This is a genomic window from Candidatus Wallbacteria bacterium (genome assembly GCA_028687545.1).
GTDB lineage: Bacteria > Muiribacteriota > JAQTZZ01 > JAQTZZ01 > JAQTZZ01 > JAQTZZ01.
Genome location: JAQTZZ010000002.1, coordinates 61039 through 85382, shown reverse-complemented (window position 1 = coordinate 85382; position 24344 = coordinate 61039). Strand labels below are relative to the sequence as shown.

Sequence of the window (24344 nt, the reverse complement as noted above, 5' to 3'; positions counted from 1 at the left end):
TGATGGCGTAGATCACTAGAGGAATTTTACGGAAACCAGGGAGAAATCCCAACCAAAGATTTTTAGGAGGAAACGAGTGAACAAGAAATTAGTAAGTCTGTTTGTAATCACAGGCATCGTAGCAGCCTTTTTGACTATGACCGGCTGCTTCGGCAGCGGCGGCGACGAAGGCGGCATTGCCACCAAGATCCTGAAGGGAATTGCCAACAACTCATACCTTACCTCAGCCGATGTCACCGGGTTCTACTGCTATGTGCAGGACAAGAACGGCCATAAGCAGAACATCGCGTCCGGACTCCCCACTTTCACAGATACCACAACCGGCCGTTATACTGTGAGAGTCATATCTTCCATTGATTATGACAATCTGCCCCATGTTTACTTTATCAAGTACAAACTCCTCGGCATAGACAAGATGATGCTGAACGTGCAGCCTGACGTCAAGGACGGCCAGGACATGTCCATGACCCCTGCCACCACAATCGCATCCATGGCTCTTCTGAACACAGGCGCAGGCATGACAGGAGCTGATTTAAGCACTTGCACCACTGTCGACGGAATGATCAGCGCAATCGCCACCAAACTGGAAGGTTCGAACTTCAATGCCACCACTATTACAGAAGCGGTTGTTTCACAGGCCCAGGCCACTGTGGCTGCCCGTCTCGGCTTTGCAGACTCCAACCTGGACTGCGCTGCATCAGCCAACACAGCTACAGGCCTTGGCAACCTCTGCACATTGGCCAACATGGTCAAGCCGACTCTGATGGACGAAGTAGCCAAGATCGCCATTCCTACCTCGACTTTTACCATGGCTACAATCACCAGCAATGCCACACTAGAAACGACTACAGCCTCCACTACCCTGACCGGCAACACAGCTGTGATTACAGACTCAGACCTGTATCCGCACCTCACAGTCACAGCCATCAACAGCACTTCAATCAACATGGGTGCACCGAGCAGTGGCATAGTCACAGCTACAGGCTTGCCGACCTTCGACATTCCGCACAGTGCATCTGATGTCACCCCTGTCTTCAATGCCACTCTCAATACCACAGGCAATACCAAGGACTTCTCGACCTCGCTCACAGTCGTGCTTTACACTGCCACCAACAGGGCGACTGTCGAACTTTCCACACTCAGTTACAATCACACCACCAATGCTTTCACAGTGCCTGATAACGCAAAAGTCACGATCAGCTATAAGAATGACGGTGCCACCGGTTCCAGCACTTATACCAATGTTAGCTCGAACCTCTTTACAGTCAGCAGCCACACAGTGAGCCTGAATCTGAGTTCCACCATGGCTGCCGCGCTGTTCAACACCATCAATGGCAAGATCACAAACAATGCTACCTATACCTACAACGTGGTCTTCGGAAGCAACATGTATTCCACAGCCAAATACAACACAATCTGCGGATCAATCAAATATGTGCAAAAGAATCTCTCCAGCATCATGATCGAGCAGATGTTCCAGACCCTCAGCCTGAAGCTTGCTAATGGCACCACAGGTTACGATCTGAGCAATGTAATGGTGTTCGGACTCTACACAGATGATTCCTCAGCCTCAGTCACCCCGACCTGGACCAAGACCTCAGGTGTTGGTACAGTCAGCGGCTCCACCTATACCTGGACCACAATCGGTGACGCAGTGCTGACCGCAACCTATGGCGGCCAGACTGCAACAGTCACAGTCGGCATCACAGCCGGACCGAACGCAGTGTCCACCTTTGTGGCCCTGCCCTGGGATTCCGTTGAAATCGACCTGTACTGCAAGACCCCGACAGACCTCAATGGCGGCACCCAGCTGATGGTCAGAAGATCAACCACTTCCGCACCCGCCAGCGCAACTGCCGGCACCTTTGTCTGGTCCAGGGAAGTCGATGCCAATCTCTGGTATGGCTTTACCGCTGAAACAGGCCTCACCGGCGGAACTACATATTACTATTCCGCTTTCGTGATCAATGCGACCGAATCCTCAGCCGCAGCCAGCGCCACAGCGAAACCCAATGCAATCCAGTCTTCCAACAACAGCACCCAGCAGTTCCTGTCAACCACAGGCAGCAGCGGCGCAGCTGGAAACAGGGTTTATGCATTGAGCGTTGCAGCCGGATCCTCAGCCCTGCTCTGCGGCAGGACCACGATCACTGCAGCCGGTGCAGTACCTCTTTTCAACGTGCTGACAGAAGACCCGGCCGGAACTGGCAACGGCGGAGTGAAGACCACTCCCATCAAGTTCTACATTGCCGGTCATCTCTGCACTTCACCTGCATCTTCAGTTGTATTCAACGGCTCCACGCAGCCGCTGCCCGAGACAGTGACATTCACATACTGATCTCCTGAATCGCAAGTCAAAAGGGGCTGTCCAAAAGACAGTCCCTTTTTCTTTTAACTGAATTTAGTTATAATTACTAAAAAAATTCGGAGCTGTTCAAATGAGATTCCTGCTAATCCTGTTCCTGCTTGAATTTTCCGTCTTGATTTTTGCCGATATTCTGCCTGCTCCACCCAAACCTGACGTTTACCCAGAATTCTACCACAGTGAATTGAGCTCCAGGCGTGCGCCGCTGAGAATTCCTGACCATGCCCCGAAAATGGGAGCCTTCACATCCCAGGACCCGCAGACAGGCGAATGCGTGATCCTGGTGGTGCCTTTCGGATTTACGGACAAACCTATGACAGATACAATCAACCAGGATCTGAATCAGAAAGAAACCAGGTTTGTGGCTTACTATGAAGCTGTTTCTCACGGCAAGCTGCAGGTCACATTTGTGAACGCTCCGATAGTTACTTCATCCCACACGTATGACTGGTATGCTGCGGACAGCGTCAGCAATACCGACGATTATAACGGCAATATCTATGAACTGGCCAGAGAGGCTATCGATAAACTCAAGGCACAAAGTTACAGCTTCAATCAAAGTCTGCTGGATAAAAACAATGACGGGATACTGGACCATCTGATGGTCGTGCATTCAGGCAATGCCCAGGAAGCCACCAGGAATGCCGGCGACATCTGGTCCAACCGCTGGGAAATCCAGAATCCAAGCGGGCCGCATGGGGAGATAATTTCTACGGGTTTCAAAGCCCAGAATTACACCATGCAGGCGCAAAGCTCTCCGGTCGGAATCCTCTGCCATGAATTCGGGCATGACCTGGGCCTGCCTGACCTGTATGACACAGCCAACGGAAATTCAGTTGTCGGCAGATGGTGCCTGATGGACGGAGGATCCTGGAACGGAATAAGTACCAATGACGGCAGCAGTCCGGCCTATCTCAGCGCCTGGTGCAGGTATTTCCTGGGCTGGTGCGACCTGACAGACATCAGCGCTTATGCCGGGAATTTCTCGCTGACTCCGATCGAATCAACGACAGATCCTGTGATCAGGGCAGCGATCAATGGAACTGAATATTTCCTGCTGGAAAACAGGCAGCTGACAGGTTTCGACTCAGGCATCCCTGGAAGCGGAGCGCTTGTCTGGCATGTGGACGAGCAGATCCTGACAACGCAGTGGGAGAGCGGGATCAATAACAACTCAAGCCATTACGGCGTCTCTGTCGTGGAAGCTGACTGGACCAGCGGAAGCCACCTTGGAATGGGCGGGGACGAAGGCACTGCAGCCGACGCATTCCCAGGCAGCCTCAATAAAACAGTTTTCAACACTACGCTGCCCAGCTCCGGTGCCAACAGCTCTTCATTCTACGCCCTCACATCATACGTCTCGCTCAGTTCCATCCAGACGAGCGGTTCAAGCATCAATTTCACCAACAATTACAGCGGTCCCAAAGCCATAGCGCGGATCACTCTGAATCCAGCCAGTGCCAGTGTAAATGCCGGTGCATCCTATAGTCTAGGCTTAGTCACAGTGACAGCCAGATATTCAGACACTACCACAGCCAGTGTGACTGGAACCTGGAGCATCAAATCCGGCAGCGGAAGGCTCTCCGGCAGCACTTATACTGCCGCAGCCACCACTGAAACCGCTCTGCTCACCTGTTCCTACAAGGAAGCAGCAAGCGGATACACGAAAACCGCTGATTTCAGCATTGCTGCTGCTCAGGGGAAACAGCTCTCTTCGATCACTCTCAATCCAGCTTCAGTGACCATCGAATTATCCTGCAATCTTAGCAGCATTGAAGTGACAGCCCATTATTCAGACAGTTCCACCGCCAAAGTCACCAGTGTTTCCTGGACTAAAAAAAGCGACGGCAATGCAGTCACAGGCGGCGCTTACACTCCTTCCTCTCCAGGCACGAGCATGCTGGTCTGCTCTTACACCGAATCCTCGCTGACCAAAACAGCGGAACTCACAGTAGTGGCACTGAAGCATCTTACTGCGGTCACACTTTCTGCGACCCAGATCACTGTGGAAACCGCGACTTTTGACCTTGGCGGGATCACAGTCAATGCCCATTATACGGACAGTTCGACCGCGGCAGTGACAGGGACCTGGACCAGAAAAAGTGGAGACGGCAGCGTGAATGGGGCCGTTTACACTGCTCCGCAGCTTGGCGGGAGCGCAGTGCTTCTCTGCTCTTATTCAGAAGGTTCATTTACTGCGACCGCTGAACTCAGCCTGACTGCTCTTTCATCGCTCGTGCCTGTCTCTATGCAGCTGACCCCGGCAGAGCTGACTTTAAATGAATATACTGAATATTCTCTTAAAAACATCTTGGCTGTGGCAGGCTTCAGCAATGGGAGCACTGCAGAAATCATCCCCACCTGGAGCATCCTGACCGGCACTGGAACACTGGAATCCGGCATTTTCACAGCTCCGGCCTGGAGCGGGGAAACTACGCTCTGTGCTGCATTTAACGGGCACGACGCTTCTGTCACTGCAGAACTTGCGGTCTCTACGGTTTTTACAGGCGGGATCATGAGCAGGCAGTTTTCCATCAGAAACGGCTGGAATCTGATTTCCCTCGGCCTTACTCCCTGCAGAGCTTCGATCGAGGTGATCTTTGATCAGACAGCTCAGATGAAATATGTGATGGCTTTTTTCCGGAATCCGCCGGACCAGGGCAATGAAGGATTCAGGACTTACATGAACATCGAAGGCTTGCGGGATTTTTCCACTCTCATCACCCTGGATGGTTATCATGGCTACTGGGTGTACGCGACTTCAGACTGCAGCCTGACCGCAGACGGCACTGCAATTTCAGAGACAGTGGAATTGCAGCTCGGCACAGGCTGGAATCTGATCGGCTACTGGCTCTCAGCTTCAAACAGCCTGCCTACTGTCGAACTGCAGACAAATACTGTGATCGACTGCGTCTTCAATCAGAATCCGATTTCCGGAAAAAGCAGATACATCATGGGATTTTATCGGGATACAGCTGACGGAGGGAATGAAGGTTTCCGCACTTTCATGAATAATTCAGCGCTCACTTTTTCCACTCTGAAAAACCTCGACCCTTTGATGGGATACTGGTTTTACATGGAGAACGCGGGTAAACTGAATTACGGTTACAGGGCGCCATAGATCGTAGGGGCAGAACCCTGTGTCTGGCCTTGGCACCTTCCTGATTAAATTGATCAAAATGATTTAAATAGACTAATATAATCTTTTAAATACCAATTGAATTACCTGTCACCAAATTGAGCAAAAAAAATTGTGCGGCATATAAATTTGCACTGTCCTCCCTGAACATGCAGAAAATTCGTTGGCACTGAAAACCCATGAAAATACTGAGTTTTGGCCCTGCGACAGCAGACTTGACTTCAAGGCCAGGCCTGGATAAAATTCTTTCAAGCAGTAAAGATATTCTCTATAAATTTCAGGAGGAGGAAGAATGAGATCACTTTTTCTGGCAGTCCTTTTGATTGTCGCACTGTTGGTACCGCAGGCGCAGGCCGCCACTTCATGGAACCCGACCGCGGTCATCAGCACACAGGTTGAAACACCACAAATTCCCCACATGGTAATGAAAATGAATTCTTCAGGTGATTCAGCTGTAGCTTATTATGATAATGTCACCAAAAGCCTGATCTGCAGCCATTGGGATAGAACTTCAGAGACATGGATCAACCAGACTCTTGCCTATGTAAGCGGCAGGGATCTCGGACAATATCCCTCAATGGATCTGGACTACAATGGAATGCCATATGTCAGTTACTTAGACGCTACCAGCGGCGATCTCTGGTACAACTATGTTTCAAAGGATACTTATGAAACTCTCGTATTTCACCCTCAGCTTGTCGACAACGGCGGAAACAGTTCTGTGGGAACAGGCAGTTCCATCTGCCTGGCTTATGACATGCAGACCCAGATCACACAGCCTGCAATCTCTTACCTTGATACAACGTTAAACAATGTAAAACTCGCCCGCACCAACGGTACAACCTGGACTGTGGAAGTCCTGCATCAGGCAGGACAAGCTGTACTTGGCCCTAAAACCGTGCTCCATTATGGTGTGCTGCCCGACATCGGTAAAAGCCAGCTGTTCGTGGCATATGTGGAAGACAACAACCTGAAGCTGCAGTATCAGCAGACAGATGAAGCCAAGACCTGGACACAGCCTGAAACTGTCGTGACAGGAGTAGGTCCGAATTTCGACATGGACGTTGATGAAGGGTATGACTATCTCACTCACCAGCACACTCTGCGGCCGACATTTTCTTACTTTTCCAAGGCAAATCATACTTTGATGCTGGTCAAACGGCGCTGCCACGGCGGCTATGATACTGCAGAGGCAATTGACGACAGTTTCAACGCCACAGACATGACAAACAGCGCTGGCAGCTATTACTGCTCATTGTTTTACAGCGGCGACCACCAGTATCTGGCTTACAATAATTTCCCGAATTCGCTGTATATGGCTGTCCACACTTTTTCAGGCTGGACAAAAGAAGTCATAGCCAATACTACCCAGACTTTTGCGCCAAGCATCGGCTTTGATTACAACCACAATCTGGCTAGGCTGGCCTATATGGATGCTGTTTCGACTCAAGTCAAGGTGCTTTCCCAGACTCCGGTGAATATCAGCTATCTGGAAGTAGTGCCTTACCAGGTCAGCCTGGTTCCTCCTAATATGGGTCCTGGACTCACCTATAATCGCGACTCCCTGGAAGTGATAGCGCATCGCGGCACATCACCCAGCGAGACTACGATGGAGATTTATAATCTGACCTGGAAGATCGTAGAGGGCGAAGGCGCTGGAATGGTCCAGAGAATGTCACCTGATCCAATGCACCCGATGCAGCAGGCTACCTGCTATTATCTGCCTTCAGGCATTCCCATCACCCTGAACAACAAGAATGTCTGCCTGCAGGGTGAGTATAATGAGAATGGTTCCTATTTCCATGCATATTTTAGTATTTATCTCGGTGCAGACACTGATCTTTATTATGTATCGCTGGATGAATATTCGACCATGATTCCTGCAGGCACAGGAGCCTTTGACCTGAAGAGCCTGCATGCCACAGGTTACAACAAGCTGTATCAGCCGATGCAGATTTCAGGCGAAATCACCAACTGGCGCATTACTTCAGGTTTAGGCTATGTTGACGCCAACAGGATTTTCCACGCTCCGATTGATCCAGGCTATACCAGCCTGACCGGTACCTGGATGAATCCGATGCACGGCAGCTATGATCTCTATTTTTCAATCTCTTCCTATGCCGATGTGGTAGGCGGGATCTCATACGTGACACCTGATCCGAGCAGCATTTCACTCCGTGCCGGACAGTCGTACGACCTGTCCTACATTACAGTCACTGCTTTTGATGCAAACAACTCCATCACAGAGACCAACGGCTACATTTCAGGCTGGGCCGTATCATACGGCGGCGGCACTGTGAGCGGTTACTGCTATACTGCTCCAGGCTCTGCAGCCAGCGGCAGCCTGACCGCCGATTATTATGACTATGCGAGCATGAACCATTTCCCGGTTTCGCTTCCTTTCACTGTCACAGCAGGCGACCCGAATCTGATTTCTTACATGAGAGCTGAACAGGAATATCTGACTGTCGGGCCCAACACTTCTTTTAACCTGAACACAGTGCATCTCGTAGGCGTAACGATGAGTGGCAGCACGACTGAAGTGACTGGTGTGAATCAGGGCTGGGATATTTACTCCGCCAGTTATGCCCAAGGCTCTATTGAGAACAACATCTACCATACTCCGGCTCAGGGCTATGTCACGCTGCATTGTACATTTCTGTCCAACAGCGTCTATTACGATATTTACATCAGCCTCGATATCCAGAATCCCAATGCAGTCAGCTATGTGTCGGCTGAACCTGCCAACCTTAACCTGAATCCAGGCGATATCTATCCCATGAACCAGGTGAAAGGCAGAGTCCACAGGATGGACGGCAGTTCCTACACAGTGGAAGTGCAGGGCTGGAGCCTCAGTTACGGAAACGGATTCATTGATTATCAGGGATCATACCATGCACCGATGATGGGCGGATATTCTGAATTGTACACTACATGGTGTGAGCCAGGCACTAGCAATTACTTTAACATCTATCTTTATGTGGATACGACAGCCAGTAATTTTAATGCCCTTAATTACGTAACGATCCGCCCTTACAACCTGCAGACTACTCCAGGGCATAATTTTGATTTATCCACTGTCCAGCCGATCGGTGTGAAGATGAACTACGATACAGTCGAGCTGACCGGAGAAATCACGAACTGGACCAAGGATTACGGAGACGGGTGGATCGACAGTTCAGGCGCGACTCCTGTCTACGTCCCCCCGAATTACGGCGGATCAGCCTCGCTCTCAGCCCAGTATGTTGATCCGACCTATGGAACTTTCTATATCTATACCACGATCACTGTTTTTGATGCCAACCAGATCCAGTGGGTGGCTGTTGAGCCATACCAGATCACTGTCCAGTCTTCCGGAACCTTCCCTCTTTCCAGCCTTTATTATTTTGGCTACCGGATGAACCAGGGTACCTGCATGTACGACACAGTCCCGATTACAGATAATTATACAGTAGCCGACTGGACCATCAGCTGCGGGGAAGGCAGCTGGGTCGACCAGACCAGCAAAGTTTTCCATGCTTCTGCTGTCACAGGCTATCAGAGCCTGCAGTCCACCCTTACATACAATAGTCAAACCTTCTCCATTTATGTTTCTGTATATGTCGGGAATCAGAATGACCTTGACAGCGTATATGCTGTGCCTGGCAACCACACCCTGCCGCAGGGAGGCACCTTTGACCTCGCTACAGTGCAGCTGGTAGGCATGACTCGCACAGGCAGCACAGTCGAGATCAATACGCAGATCCATAACTGGTCGCTGCAGTATGGACAGGGCTGGATCGACCAGAACCAGATCTACCACGGGCCGCTGATGGGCGGATTCGGATGCTGCCGCGGTACCTACTATGACCCGCAGACGAGCACGCCATATGACGTTTATGTAAGCTTTGACTTCGGCGAACCCGGACAAAGCGAAACTCTGACCAGCATTTACCTGGAACCTTCGTATAAGGTCGTTACACCACATACCACCCTTACGCTCAGTTCCCCTGATGTGAAGCTGGTAGGCATGCAGATGAACGGCCAGACCCGCGAAATCACCTCTGATCTTCAGTGGTATATTACGGACGGTACAGGCTACCTCACCACCTCTGAAGGCTGGGCATATGTGGCTGATGCTACGGGCTATGCCGACCTGACCGTAAAACATACTGAGGATCAGCAGGATTTCTATGGTTACCTGCACATCGTAGCCGGAGACCCGGATCAGCTGCAGGGCATCTATGTCACACCATACTCGCTCTTCGTGAATGCAGGAGATTCAATCGAGATCGCCAGTCTGATCACAGTGAACGGCTATACCATGACAGGTGAACAACGCAATCTCACGCCTGAACTGATGGTCTGGAACGTGCAAACCTATGGCACTGAATCAGTCGGTACCATCACAAACGGGATTTACACTGCTCCGGATTTCGATACATATGCCTACCTGAACGGCAAATACCCGTCCGGCGGGCAGACCTTTGAAGCCTATCTTGGAATCACGGTAGGCATGAATACCAATTCCAACCTGATGTACATCAGCATTGACCCCTGCTCCACTGGAGTCCCGCCCAACGGTTCTTTCATGCTGGAACCGTTTGTAGTCAAGGCTCATTACATGAACGGAACTGAAACCACCCTGACCCACGACCAGCTTACCTGGAACGTGACTTACGGACAGGGACAGATCCGCAACAACAACGAGTATAAAGCTCCTCCTGCGGAAGGGTATGCCACCATCACCTGCACATACAGTGAGCAAGGTTCTCAGATGATAGCAGACCTTTATGTGAATATCACCAGAGGCAATCTGATCCAGCTCGACAACATCAGCGTCGAACCAGCGATGTCATATGTGCTGCCCGGTTCCACCAATGAAATCGATGCTGAAGACGGGCTGAGAGTGCATGCCCATTACTCAAACGGCAGCGACGAAATCGTCAATCCGTCCGAAGTCACCTGGACAAAGCTCCAGGGTGATGGTTCACTTGACACGGGAAATGTATTCACAGCACCGACTACTCCCCAGATGGTGACCTTGAGAGCCATGTTTACTAAAGACGGAGTGCCGCAGTTTGCTGACGCTATGGTCCAGGTCATGTGCAGTACAGACAATTTCAACCAGATCGGCCAGTTCCATCGCATGGTCGTAGATGGAGACAATGTCGGCAGAATGGTCGGAATCATTTCCTCGATCAGCCTCGATCTGCAGGGATATCCGCATATCGCCTATTACGACCTCACGAACGGTGATCTCAGATATGCATCCTACAACGGGTTCCAGTGGTTCAACCAGCTCGTGGACAGCACTGGTGACAACGGCATGTACCCGTCGCTCAAGCTCGACAGCTTTGACAGGCCGTGCATATCTTACTATGCCAAGGGCACAGGCGACCTGAAATATGCGACCTACGACGGGCTGCAGTGGAGAATCTCCACAGTGGATTCGAGCGGCGATGTCGGACAATTCTGCTCTATGGCCATCGACGGCAACAACAACCCGCGCATTGCCTATTACGACAAAACAAATCAGGACCTGAAGTACGCCATATTCAACGGCACATCATGGAGCAAACAGGTGATCGACGGTACAGGAGAAGTCGGCACAGGAGCATCACTCGCCATTGACAGCAACAATGTGCCGCACATTTCCTATATTGACGCCACGACGCATCACCTGAAATACGCGGAACTGGTCGGCGGAACCTGGGAAACCAGGACTATAGCGGACATGGGGATTGCACCACCCGAGGTCAACACTTCGCTGGCATTGAACCAGAACGGCCAGCCGGCAGTCACCTATTACAACGCAGACGACCAGGATCTCATGATCGCTATCCGCGACAATGATGTCTGGACCCGTGAAGTGGTGGACAACGGATATGATCCGCTCACCGGCTACGAGGGCGATGTAGGTGGCTACAGCAGCCTGGCGTTCGACTCCAACGGACTGCCGCATGTCTCTTATTACGACTATGGCAATGACATTCTAAGGTACGCTTATCAGAGCGCACCCAAGGAAATGGGCGGAGAATGGATCATAGTGCCTGCCGACGATTTCCAGGGCTCAGGCAGAACCAATTCCCTGGTGCTCGACTCGAACAACATCCCGCATATTTCTTACTCTGACAGCATGTACAACAGCCTGAAGTACTGCACTCTAGTAGAGGGCGGCATTGATGTTGAAGGCGTGACAGGTCTGACGATCGAACCTGCTCAGATCACCATCAACGCCAACACCCAGTTCGACCTCTCTGGAATCATGAGTTTCGCCCAGTACAGTTTCGGCAATCCAATGATGGTTTCAGGTTCAATCACCTGGACAGTGAAGACAGGTGGCGGCAGCTTGAGCGGGAGCATCTATCATGCTCCTGGAGCCGGCGGCTCTGCCATGCTGGAAGCGAGCTATACTGAGAACGGCAGAACCGTGACCGCACAGCTCAGTGTGAACGTGGCAGGCGAAGGCGGATTCTCGGTTTTCGAGAAATTCCAGATCAACCCGGCTGCCGAGGTTTACACTGGCGGAGCCATTGTAATCGATTCCAACGACAGACCGCATTTCGCCTATTTCGACTCAAACAGAGGCTCTCTGAAGCACACTGTCTGGACCGGAAGCACCTGGGAAATTGCGGATGAAATCCAGAACGTCTGCGGCATGGGCAAACCTGCTCTGGCGCTTTCCAGCACTGAAATCCACATCGCTTATGCCAATACTGCCATGAGCGGCGTCTTCCCAGTGGGTGGAGGAAGCGGCATCACGCTTGTAACCATCAACAGAGCAGACCATACCAGGAAACCCACTGAAGAGATCGACACAGTGATGACATACACGGTTAAATTGAAGGTCGACAGGAACGGCAGGCTGCACCTTGCCTATATGGATACAGCCAATCAGGACCTCAAGTATGCGATCAAGACTTCCACAGGCTGGAAACCGGTCACTGTCGACAGCAAAGGGGAGGTCGGCGCAGGACTCTCCCTTGCGGTAGACTCGCAGAACAAGCCTCACATCTCCTATATCGACGCCACCAACTGGGATGTGAAATACGCCTGCTTCAACGGTTCCAACTGGCAGATTTCCGCCGTCACAAGCGGCGATGATTATGCCATGGAAACCAGCATCGCAGTCGACTCCCACGACAGCCCTCACATCTCCTGCTACAACAACAACAAGAAAGACCTGATGCACTGGTACAGGGAAAACGGCCTCTGGAAGAGCGAGACTGTCGACGAGCGCGGCGATGTAGGCTCAGACAGCAGAATCGCGATCGACAAGGACGATCAGGTGCACATCTCCTATTACTACCAGAGTGAAGGAGACCTTAAGTACGCATTCAAGAAGAATCTGAGCGGCGGCGCTACCCAGTGGGATCTGCATGTGGTCCAGAGCGAGGGAATGGTAGGTTTCGGCGCGATGATCGCAGTTGACAGCAGCAAAATGCCTCATATTCTATACAATTACTATAATGCGATGACTGTGAACGGCCTGGGCGGCGGCAATCAGCTGATTTACGCCAGAGTCCCAAGCGGCCCAGTCAACCAGAAGATCCTGACTGCCCTGAGACTCGGCAGGACCACCGGAGAAGTTCAGATCAACCAGACTTTCGGAATCGGAAATGTGCGTGTAGTAGCTGCCTATTCCAATGCAACCACCGCTGAAGTGACCTCCAGCGTCAGATGGGTGAAGAAGAGCGGACAGGGCACTCTGGAAACCACGGTCTACCGCGCTCCATCCGAAAACGGTACTGCGATCCTTACTGCCACTTATTCTGACACCACTGAGACCAAAACCGCCGATTTCTACCTGACAATCCTGGGCGGCATCGTCAAAGGGGCAGACACGTATGACTATGATGCGACACACAAGAACGGCGGCAAGGACAACTCTGCAGCAGCAGCCACTGAGATCGTTTCCGGAACTGTGCAGAGACACTCGATCTACCCGGCCGGAGACGTGGACTGGGTGAAATTCACACTGTCTGCGGTTTCGAATGTGGTCCTCCAGACCAGCGGTGAAGTAGGCGGTGATACCTACTTTGAACTATACAGCTCCACAGCCGAAACAAGCCTGATTCAGGAAGCCGACGACGGAGGGACTGGCCGCTACACCAGAATGGTGCTCGACAACCTGGCCCAGGGTACCTATTACCTGAAGATCAGGGACTACTTCTCCAACTCGGAGATCCTGGATTACGGCATCAGGTACACGGCTGCCGCAACTACAGTCGCTACAGGCGAAGTCAATACAGCTCCTGTGGTCAGTGGAATCTCCTATACTGGTACCAAGGAGAACATCACACTTACATACACGCTCAAAGACAACCAGAACAGTACCTGCACTGCTTCATTCGAATACTCGCTCGACGGCTCCAACTGGTCCGGCTGCACTGCTTCCGGAGGCGGAACATCAGAACTCACCTCCTCTGCCAGCGGCGTTTCCCACAGTTTCAGCTGGGCTTCAGCAGATGACTTCCAGATCCTGGCGAGCAATGTGAAAATCAGAATCAGAGCCAATGACGGGAAGCTCTTGAGCTTCTATGCCAATTACACGATCCCGTCCGTCGACAATCAGCCTGTAGTAAACAAGTACAGCCTGGCCGGATCAGTGAAGACGGGCGCTACTGCGATCAATGGTGCAACTGTCACTCTGTGGAAGAAGAGCAACAAGGTGGCTTCGGCAGCTACTGACCAGGCTGGCAACTACTCCTTCCAGGATGTGGCTGCAACCGCCGGCCCCTATACTCTGATCGCATATAAGAGCAAGTATATGCCGACAACCATTACCAGAGAGGTCAGCAGCAATGTCACAGGTGCCGACATTTCGATGAGCCTCGCGCCTACCACCCAGCTTTCCAACACCACCATGGTGGTCTATGGTTCATGCAAGCTCGACCATGACAAAGACGGTGTCCTGGAGAATGCGATCGCCGGCGATTTTGTCGCTGCCTATACACCGGCAGGCGTGCTCTGCGGCGTGTTCACAGTCAAGGATGCAGGTGCGTATGGCGCGATGTCCATTTACGGTGACAGCAACCTGACTACCGACACTGTGGAAGGCGCTGTGGCAGGTGAAAAGATCAGCTTCCGCCTCAACGGAACGCCGGTCTCGCAATCAACCACCTGGATTGCCTCTGATTTCGTGAAGCTCGACCTGGCTGTTACCGGTTCAAACATCGGCAGCTCAGGCAGCAGATCAGTCAACCTCAAGCTGGGCTGGAACCTGATTTCCCTCGGTGTGCAGCCGTCCAACACCAGGATCGAAGACATTTTCGCCAAGATCCCTGAAATGAAGTATGTAATGGGATTCCTGAGGGGTACTGACAGTGACGGCTTCAAGACCTTCATGAACACGGAGTACAAGGAGTTCTCCACTCTGACCGATATGGACGGCTATCATGGCTACTGGGTCTACATGACTGGAGACAGCATCCTTGACGTGCAGGGAACAGCCATCTCCAACAACTCTGATTATGAACTGTACGTCGGCTGGAATCTCGCCGGCTGCTGGATCAACCAGAGCGCGAACCTGCCCACAGCCACGACGCAGACAGGAACCATCATCGACTCAGTCTTCAACACAGCACCTAAGACTGCCGGTGGAACCGCCAAATACATCATGGGATTCTATCGGACAACTGATGACGGCGGACTTGAAGGCTTCAGGACTTTCATGAACAATCAGAATACGATCGGATTCTCCACCCTGAGTACGATGGATCCGAACATGGGCTACTGGTTATACATGAACGATGCAGGGAGCCTGAATTACAGCTACAGAGTCACTCAGTGACAAATTGCGGAGTTAGTGGTATAATCAAACAAAATAACGTAAGGGCGGGTTTTACACCCGCCCTGAACCTGAAAGGAGAACAAGAATGACTAAGAAGATCTTTACAATCCTGGCGCTGATTGCTGTCACAGCTTATGCGCAGGTGACACCTACCATGATGTGCATGAACGCACTCTGCTATGTCTGGATGAACGGTTCCCCGGCACCTGTCGGAACTGTGGTGAAATTTGTGGATAACAGCGGGAAAGCCTGGGGCCAGGCTGACCTGAAGCGCCTGGGCGCAGCTCTGATCCCGGTTTACGGCCAGGATCCCATGACTCCGGCTGCCCCGAAAAAAGGCGATCTGCTCAAAATCTACATTGGAGACGTCGATACAGGTAAAACTCTTGCCTACGAAGGCGAATTCCAGCTCAAGGAAATCAGCTTCGGACTCGGCGAAAACGATAAGACCGTTCCTTATGTGGTTCAGCAGACCATCACAGGCAACAAAGTCCTGGTCGAGTTTTCCGAACCTGTCATTCTGAAGAAGGAAAACGTGAAGAGCACGAGTCCTGTGGTGAAGGTGGAATATGTCGAACAGATCGGGCAGTACTCGATCGAATTCGAACAGATTCAGAAAGGCGAGAGCATCAAGCTTAAGTTAGCAGACCTTTTTGGCAACCCTGCAGAAATAGTAGTGCAATAACCGATCGTTTTTGGAGTTTACAGTCAATGGCAGAGGCCCGCCATTGTACAGGCGCGCATAGCGCACCTCAACAATGACGGGCCTCTGCTTTTTTTTTGTTTCATTTTAGCGAAAAATAGGTATAATTTGATTAAAACTAAGATCGCATGAGAGGGTAAAAATGCTTAGAAATCGTACACAGGCCTTGTTTTTGCTGATTCTCTTTATCGGTTTTTCTGTCCAGGCTGTGGCAGATAGTATTTCGGTCAGTGGTACTGTCACGCCTGGCGGCGGCAAGGTTGCACTCTGGCAAGCCAGCCAGAAAATAGATGAAACCACAGCTGACGGCAGCGGGAACTACAGTTTTTCACTGTCCGGTCCAGGCACCTATGAAGTGATTGCCTATCAGAGCGGATATTACCCTGCCAGGCATCCCCTTATCTGCACAGGAGCAATAGTCGGATTGGACCTGTCCCTGAATTCGGTACCCCAGGTAGCGCTCACAAACAATGTAATGGTGATCTATGGTTCGCTGGAAGTTGACCACGACGCAGATACAACCATGGAAGCGGCTGTTCCAGGCGATGTGATTACTGCCATTGATCCGCAGGGGATAGTCTGCGGGTCTTTCGAAGTGACGACTGCCGGCCGCTATATAATGAACATCTACGGAGATGATGCAGCCACACTTTTGGCGGACGAAGGGGCCGTGAGCGGCGATCTCATCACTTTCCATGTCAACGGCCTGGAAGCCAAACCCTCCACTACCTGGACTACCGGGCAGCCCGTGCAGCTTAACCTGGCGAGCGGCGCTACAGGAAATACTATTTACCTCAAGAATGGCTGGAACCTGATCAGTCTTGGAGTATCACCGATTTCCAACACAATCGAAACGATTTTTGCCAACGTCACAGGCATGAAATATGTGATGGGATTTTTCAGAAGCCCTGCGGATGTGGGAAATGAAGGCTTCAGGACTTTTATGAACACTTCAGCCAAGGAATTTTCCACCCTCCTGACCATGGACGGCTATCACGGATACTGGGTGTACATGACCCAGGATTCCACCCTGGAAATAGCCGGAAGCATGATTCCCGAAGATCATCAGCACACAGTAAGCAATGGCTGGAACCTGCTCGGATACTGGAGCAGGGAAGATGGATTTCTGCCGACTCTTGAGACCCAGGTCGACACAGTGATCGACTCAGTCTTCAATAACCGTGCCATCAGCGGCATCGCCAAATACATCATGGGATTTTACCGGAATCCCGACGACGGCGGGAATGATGGTTTCCGTACTTTCATGAACAACGCGGCCATGTCGTTTTCCACCCTGCAGAAGCTCAACCGAGGCCATGGTTACTGGTTCTACCTGCAGAATGCAGGTGTACTCAAGTACGGAAAGGACACCTACTGGAGCGATAAAGTGCTGGACCACATCGGAATCAGCCCGTCTTTAATCAGTCTGAATAAAGGCAGCAGCTATAATCTGAATAACATTGCAGTCACCGCTTATTTTACAGGTGATGCACAAGCCACTGCTTTTAATCCGACCTGGACTCTCGGAAGCGGCGTAGGGTCAGTCAGCAGCGGCAGCTACACCTCGCAGAATGCGGGTAACGCTGTCCTGACCTGCACCTACACCAGGGATGGAGTGACCAAGACCGCTCAGATACAGGTGACTGTGAGCGAAACTTCAACTCAGTCCTACACCAATCTGACTACCACCACTCAGGCCGTGCGGAATTACATCACTCTCGCTGAAGCCGGTCTCGCGCTGAACAACCTGGCTGTTGCGCTCAGCAATTACCAGTCAGCAGTCAATACTGATCCGACCAATGTGGAAGCCAACTTCGGCCTGGCGCTCGTGAGCATGGTTTACCTGATCGAAAATTCAAATCTCCAGAATATTGCATATTCTATGATGGGAACAACCGATTACAACACTTTCCCCAAGACAGTGAATGAACTCATTTCCATGTCCGGCGGTTCGCATGCTCCCCTCTTTTCACCGCTGGATGTTGTACCCCGCTTCCTGGCCAATCCCCAGCTGGCTACCTCACTTACCACTGTTTCACAGCTTCAGGATGCAATCAAAGGGATCATCAGCGCACTGGAAGCGATCGATGCCAAGCTTGCTAAAGCCCTGCTTGATCCTAATTTCAGCTATTCTGTAGGCTCGGCGATCACAGGAGGGCAGGGCAGTTTTACTCTGGGCAAGGAAATCCCTTGCGGGCTTCTGATTTACACAAGCATGCTCGAATCCATGTTCAGCTTCCTGGTTTCATACAATCTGGACCAGAATCTGAGCATGAGCCAAGAGCAGGGTTACGATCCGTTTGCTGACAGCAGCTATCCGAATTTCGGAAGATTGAAAACTACTGATGGAGCTGCTTACATGCTCAAGGCAGGCCAGAAAATGTCGGATTCAATCCAGTATCTGACCATGCTAGTGGGATATGCTGATACCAACATGGACAGCCTGATCCAGAAATACCGACTGGATGAAGAAAAAATGAATAAAATGAGCACAACCAATCTGATCAGCATGCTCAATGCTTTCCGCGAATCCTTTGACTATGCGGACAAGCCAGTTACAGCAACCATTAATATCGGAACTACTCTGGAGACAAGCTTCAGCCTGAGTTTCTACAGCTTTTTCCACAATCCGGTTGATCTGAGGAATTATTATCTGTCTCTTCACGATGTCTCAGATCCTATGAATCTGCCGAGCGGCGTGGATTATTCCCTGAACGGCCTGTTCAAGCTCAACGGACTGTCTCCGACTGCAGCAAACATCCTCAAATACAACGGAGGCATGGCTTACTTTAACCTGGCTCAACTGCCTTATACATCTTACAGGACAATCACAGTAGACGGATCGATTACAGACTGGAGCGGAGTGACTCCGATTCTTTCCGATCCCCAGGATCTGCCCTCAAGTCTTGCCGGTTGCGACATCAAGGCAGTGTATCTGGCACAGAACGCCAGTTACTACTATTTCGGCTTCGAATTTTACGGTCCGATCAGCTGGGATGATCTAGACGTCAGCTATTCCTATAAGTTCGTGGGCAGCGATGAAGTCGGTGAAGGCTGGTGGTGGAACCCACAACAAAATCCTGATGTGATCGATGATCACCATGGAACCGCGTTCCCTCAAACCACAGCAAGCAGCGGCAGTTTTGTGGAGACCAGGATGGCCAAGGTTTCAGGCAGCAAACAGCTTGAAAGATTCAATATCTACGCTGTGGAAACCAGGAAAAACGTGACTTCTGGCACACCTGCCGGCCATGATTACTGCGAACTGCCAGTCCTGTTCCAGTTCAATGGACATTCCAACTTTTTCGTGGAAGGGCCTTCCCTCAATCCAGACGGTCCGCCTTTCGAATGGACCAATGAGACTTACACTGGAAAAGGCGTAATGTATGATGTTAGCTCTGAAATGCAGGATTTAGGGTTGCTCACCTGCGAAATCGGGATCCAAGTCCAGTATCATGATACTGCCGAAACCTGGATAAACTGCACAGGAGTGCCCGGACATTCTGAAACCTCGATTGTTTATGACATCGGCGATCCGCACAGGATCAGAATGTTTGTCTGGGACTATGCTGCTGACAGGAAGAACAACTATACTTCGATCAGGTTGCGGGGATCGATGATCGACAACTCCGGGAACAAGATTTACGGACAATGGAGTTATCCTGGAGGAGAAGACAACCAGATCACTGGTTCGACTTATAAGGTTTATGGCGGCCAGGCACCTTTATCAGGTACTGATGGATTCCATCCGGAAAACCATGGCTACACTTTTCTTGGCGCAGCCACTGAAACCATGACTTTCAGCGGGAACTACCCTTACTATTGCATTGTGACTGACCCGCAAAATATGGTCCTGGTTGACAGCATTCAGGATTCAAGCGGTAATTATTTCCCCTACAACTGCAGCACTTATGGTTCGGAAAACTGGGACAATACAATGAGTCCGCCAGATGGGAATTATGCCACTATTGGTAATTACGGACAAGGCGGCTACATCTGCGATCAACCGCAGGGATCCACCACATCAATTACAGTCACGGTAGTCCACTGGTAGGCAGCTTATAAACATGCTATCGAGGCAATCCTGTTGTAGAGACGCACCATGGTGCGTCTCTACTTTTTTTTGTCTGTTATCATTGTTTTTCATGCAGTCAGTGTCATTGGCGCTGCCGGTCACAGACCTTTTCCTGGATGGCTATGGATCTGATGCGCTCAGACTTGATCTGGGACCGGACAGTAATCATGATTTCTCACGTCCGTTTTATATTTACCGGAATCAGGAGGCTTTTTTAGCTTCCGCTTTCCGCAATTCCAATGTTTATAAAGGGCGCGGCGTTAAAATCTCAGATCAAACCGATCACAGCATGCTTGTTTACCCGCTCCCGGAAAAATCCTGCCTGATCTTAGAGAATGCCGGGCACGATTCTGAAGGGAAAGATTCTTATCGCACAGGTTCTTTTGATTATGACTTCAACCACGAACAGGAACATGTGATGTTCGGGATCGAAAGATCCGGCCTGGTTGCTGGTGGAGGGTTGTCTGCAGAGGAACATCTAAGGGATGATTATTCGCTGGGTTTCGGGTTTGTGAAAAAAGGTCTGACTCTTGAGAAATTTAAAAGTTGCTGCTCAAATTCCGTAAGCACAGAAAATCTTTATGGCACAGACAACATTTTGCTGGATAATTCTGAGCTTGACCTGAGGGAAGGCCTGAGAGCCGGAATTAAGGCCTCGAAATTTGCATTCGGCACAGAGCGGATGCGGCAGAGCGTTTATCCGGCAGATGTTTTTTCTTTATCAGGCACTTACTCTGCACCTTTCTATTTTGACCGGAAAAAAGTGGATTATTCAGCTGAATTTCAGCTGGATCATAATTACAGGCTGGAATTCCTGCACGGGACAGAGAAAATTCAATCCAAACTTGAATTCTATCATACAGGCTATTTCGGCTGGCTGGGAATGCCTGAAGCCAGGCATGATTACCGCGGGCTTGGAATCAAAAGAGAGCTTGCGAAGAAAAGCTGGAAATTTTCAGGCCTGAATGGGAAATTCCTGGGCAATGGGAGAGGCAGAATCGACAGCTGGCCTTTTTCCTCGGTGAATGATTACTTCCACAGCGCAGGGATAGTATTTTATGACTTCAAAGTGGGGATTCAGAGGCTGAATCTCGGTTTCAGCAGGGAATTCAGCCGGAAACTGAACCTGGACGCAGGGATTCAGCATCTCAACCTGAAACCGTCAGGGGACCTGCGGACATTTTATTCCACTCTGTTCGGTTTTTTCAGGATTCCACTCGATGATTACAGCCTCAAGTACAGCCTGATCCAGGTGCTGATCCCGAGCGCCACGATGGAATACAAGATCCGGCGGAACTGTGCTTTTTCTCTGTCTATGGCACAGTATCTCCCTTACAGGCAGGTGAAGATCGAAGAGCCTGAAGTTCCATCCCAGCCCCAACCCCAGCCTGGCCAGGTGGCAACTCACGAGAAGCGGAAACAGCAGGGCGGGACAGTGATGGAACTGGCTGTCAAATACTGGTTTTAACTGACCTGATCCCATCACTCAAAATGGGGCTGACGGTTATTTCTTTGGCGACCTAAGCGCAGCGTTCGGGAGCAAAAGGAATAACTGTCAGCCCCGAATCCGGAACCCGAATTTGCCAAACTCGAGTAAGCAGCATAATATTTTGATATGAAAAAATTTTTCAGCATAATTTCGATTTTCATTTTATTAAACTTGAGCCAGGCAGGCAGCGGCAGAATACCTTTGAAGCGATTGCAGGCCGCAAAGACCTCAGTTCCTGATCATTCGATTGCAACCGCTCAGAATCGGCAAAAAACCATACCTGCCCTGGCCAGAAGTCTGTCCCCGGGTATGGACTGGGACTGCGAAACCATTGAAAGCGGCAGTTTTGCTGCACTTGTCCTGGATGCATCAGGCAACCCCAGAATCGCTTTTTCTGACTATCTCAATGAATTTGCTCTTAATTATGCCGCTTATCACAACGGCACATGGGAAGTAGCACTTGTGGCGACAGGCACATTGAAGAACACTGCTCTTGCTCTGGATTCGCAAGGAAACCCCGGGATAGCTTATTTCGACTCCAATAAAAACTATCTGAAATACGTCAAATACAACGGGAACTGGGACAACATTGAAACCATTCCTCAATCATCTGTAAACAGCGCTACCAGGATCTGTCTGGATTTTGACGAAAACGACGTGCCGCACATCGCCTTTTACGATCCGATTCAGCATTCGGTTATTTATGCCAACAAAACAGGCGGTTCCTGGAGCAGCATTTATACGGCCACGGGAGCGGATGCTGCAGGCTTGAATTTCTCATTCAGACTGCAATCCGGGACCAAGGCTTATCTCAGTTATTATGACACTCAAAATAAGGATCTCAAACTGGCGGTTTACAATGGTTCCTCCTGGCTGAGTTCCACAATAAGTTCCAGCGATGATGTCGGTGAATTTTCATCCCTGGCCCTGGATTCCCAGCAGAATCCGGCAGTCGTATTTCTGGACAGCACGAATCACTGCCTGAAATACGGGCTTGGACATTTTGAGGATAGCTGGTCCTGGTCGATCGAAGTAGCCAGCACTACCGGCGGACAATTTCCCTCACTGGCGCTAGCTCCAGGAGACATCCCCTGCTTTATTTGTTATACGACCTCACCGGACAACCTGAAGTTTTTCAGAAAGAGCTGTGATACCTGGGAAACACAAGTTCTGGAAAGTCAGCCGCGCACTTATTACGGGGGGGACGGGATCCTGAAAATCGACGGCCTGGGCAATCGGCACATCGTCTATTCTGATTCTGCCGATTCGTTCAACTGCAGCGTGAAATACACTGTATTCACTGAGAAGATAAAGAATACGATTCCCCTGAAAGCCGGCTGGAATCTGATTTCGCTTGGTGTGACACCTGATTCGGATTCCATTGAAACAATTTTCAATTCAATTTCCGGATTGAAATATGTGATGGGTTTTTTCCGAACTCCTGCAGACGACGGTGCTGAAGGTTTCAGAACCTTCATGAACATCGAGAATCTGAGAGATTATTCGACACTGCTCACCATGGATACCTGGCACGGCTACTGGGTCTATCTGATTTCAGACAGCACACTTGAAGTCACCGGGGTTCCTCCAGAGAAATACAGCCAGAGAACTGTTGCTGCTGGCTGGAACCTTTCAGGCTACTGGCTGTCTGCCGGGAACAGCCTTCCTAAATTGATGACAGATAAAAATACCGTGATTGACAGTATTTTTAATTCCAACCCTGACCAGCTTGCCGGATCTGTGAAGTATATCATGGGCTTCTATCGAACCACCGGCGATGGAGGCAGCGAAGGATTCCGGACATTCATGAACAGCACTTCGATCGGTTTTTCCACATTGGGTAAACTTGATCCTGGCCATGGATACTGGATCTATATGGAAAACAACGGGATTCTTAATTACAGCTATCGTTTACCATAGATAAGCCCAATCAGCAAAAACTGCCAAATTGCTCTCCTCCATGCTATAATTGTCTCATTATGCCAAGGCGAAGAAAAGTCCGCAGACTTCGGAGCATGTTCAAAATTGCAGTGATTCTGCTTCTCTGCATCTCAGTTTTTTTCTGGCAGCAGCCTGCCAGGGGAAAAATGACGCCTGAGGAATTCGTTTCCAGGATTGAGGAAAACATGGGAATAGGCGCTTATTATTCACTTTTCAAGACCTGCCGCGAATTCATCGATACCTATCCCGGAAACGACAACCTCTATCTTGCCTACCTCGGTCTCGGCAACTATTACAGCGCTAAAAACAACTCAAAGAACGCAATCGCGAATTTCAGCACAGCCCTTGAATCAAAGAGCATTCAGGTTGAGCGGAAAAGCCAGGTGTATTTCAGGCTGTCACTCGAATACATCAAGCAGAAGGATTACCAGAAAGCACTGGAATTTACGGGCAGGGACCTGCAGATCGTCAAGAACATTGATGATTTATGCTATCTTTACTACCAGAAAGGCGTACTGGAAAACAGACTGAAAAAATTCCAGGACGCTCTGATCAGCCTGCAGCAGTCCCGGAGATTGAGGTCTGACGACGAACGGATGCTCGTTTCCATCATGCTCGAAGAAGGTTACAGCCAGCAGAATCTGCACGCTTATCCGCTCGCAGAACTGATCTACAGGGAGATTATCGACAAATTCGGGAAGTACGAATACGAAACCGGAATTGCAAAGGAATCACTGGAAAAAATCGCCAAGGTCAGGGTACTGGAAAACCAGAATCAGCAGCGGGCCGGTGATTTCGAAAAAATTCTCCAGGAAGAGAGGCTTTTTTTTAATTGATGGATTTACCGATAATAGTTT

The 24344-nt window shown here is 50.4% G+C and carries 8 protein-coding genes; all 8 read left to right on the top strand.

Features of this window, described 5'->3' with window-relative positions; genetic code table 11:
- Nucleotides 1-76 precede the first annotated feature (76 nt).
- The 8 genes from PHW04_01365 to PHW04_01330 all read left to right on the top strand — a co-directional run bounded on the left by PHW04_01365 (nt 77) and on the right by PHW04_01330 (nt 24323).
- On the top strand, nt 77-2338 hold the full coding sequence (locus PHW04_01365) for a hypothetical protein (GenBank protein ID MDD2714520.1): 2262 nt from the start codon (nt 77-79) through the stop codon (nt 2336-2338).
- 100 nt (nt 2339-2438) lie between these two features.
- A complete protein-coding gene (locus PHW04_01360; GenBank protein ID MDD2714519.1) occupies nt 2439-5486 on the top strand; it encodes a M6 family metalloprotease domain-containing protein in 3048 nt (1015 codons plus the stop codon).
- A gap of 310 nt (nt 5487-5796) precedes the next feature.
- A complete protein-coding gene (locus PHW04_01355; GenBank protein MDD2714518.1) occupies nt 5797-15279 on the top strand; it encodes a hypothetical protein in 9483 nt (3160 codons plus the stop codon).
- Nucleotides 15280-15364: 85 nt separating this feature from the next.
- Nucleotides 15365-15964, top strand: a complete 600-nt coding sequence (locus tag PHW04_01350; GenBank protein ID MDD2714517.1) for a hypothetical protein — start codon at nt 15365-15367, stop codon at nt 15962-15964.
- Nucleotides 15965-16124: 160 nt separating this feature from the next.
- The gene (locus PHW04_01345) at nt 16125-20036 is read left to right on the top strand and encodes a carboxypeptidase-like regulatory domain-containing protein (protein ID MDD2714516.1); all 3912 of its coding nucleotides are present in this window, start codon (nt 16125-16127) and stop codon (nt 20034-20036) included.
- A gap of 91 nt (nt 20037-20127) precedes the next feature.
- Nucleotides 20128-21525, top strand: a complete 1398-nt coding sequence (locus PHW04_01340) for a hypothetical protein (protein MDD2714515.1) — start codon at nt 20128-20130, stop codon at nt 21523-21525.
- 147 nt (nt 21526-21672) lie between these two features.
- On the top strand, nt 21673-23466 hold the full coding sequence (locus tag PHW04_01335; protein MDD2714514.1) for a hypothetical protein: 1794 nt from the start codon (nt 21673-21675) through the stop codon (nt 23464-23466).
- Nucleotides 23467-23525: 59 nt separating this feature from the next.
- On the top strand, nt 23526-24323 hold the full coding sequence (locus PHW04_01330) for a hypothetical protein (protein ID MDD2714513.1): 798 nt from the start codon (nt 23526-23528) through the stop codon (nt 24321-24323).
- Nucleotides 24324-24344 lie beyond the last annotated feature (21 nt).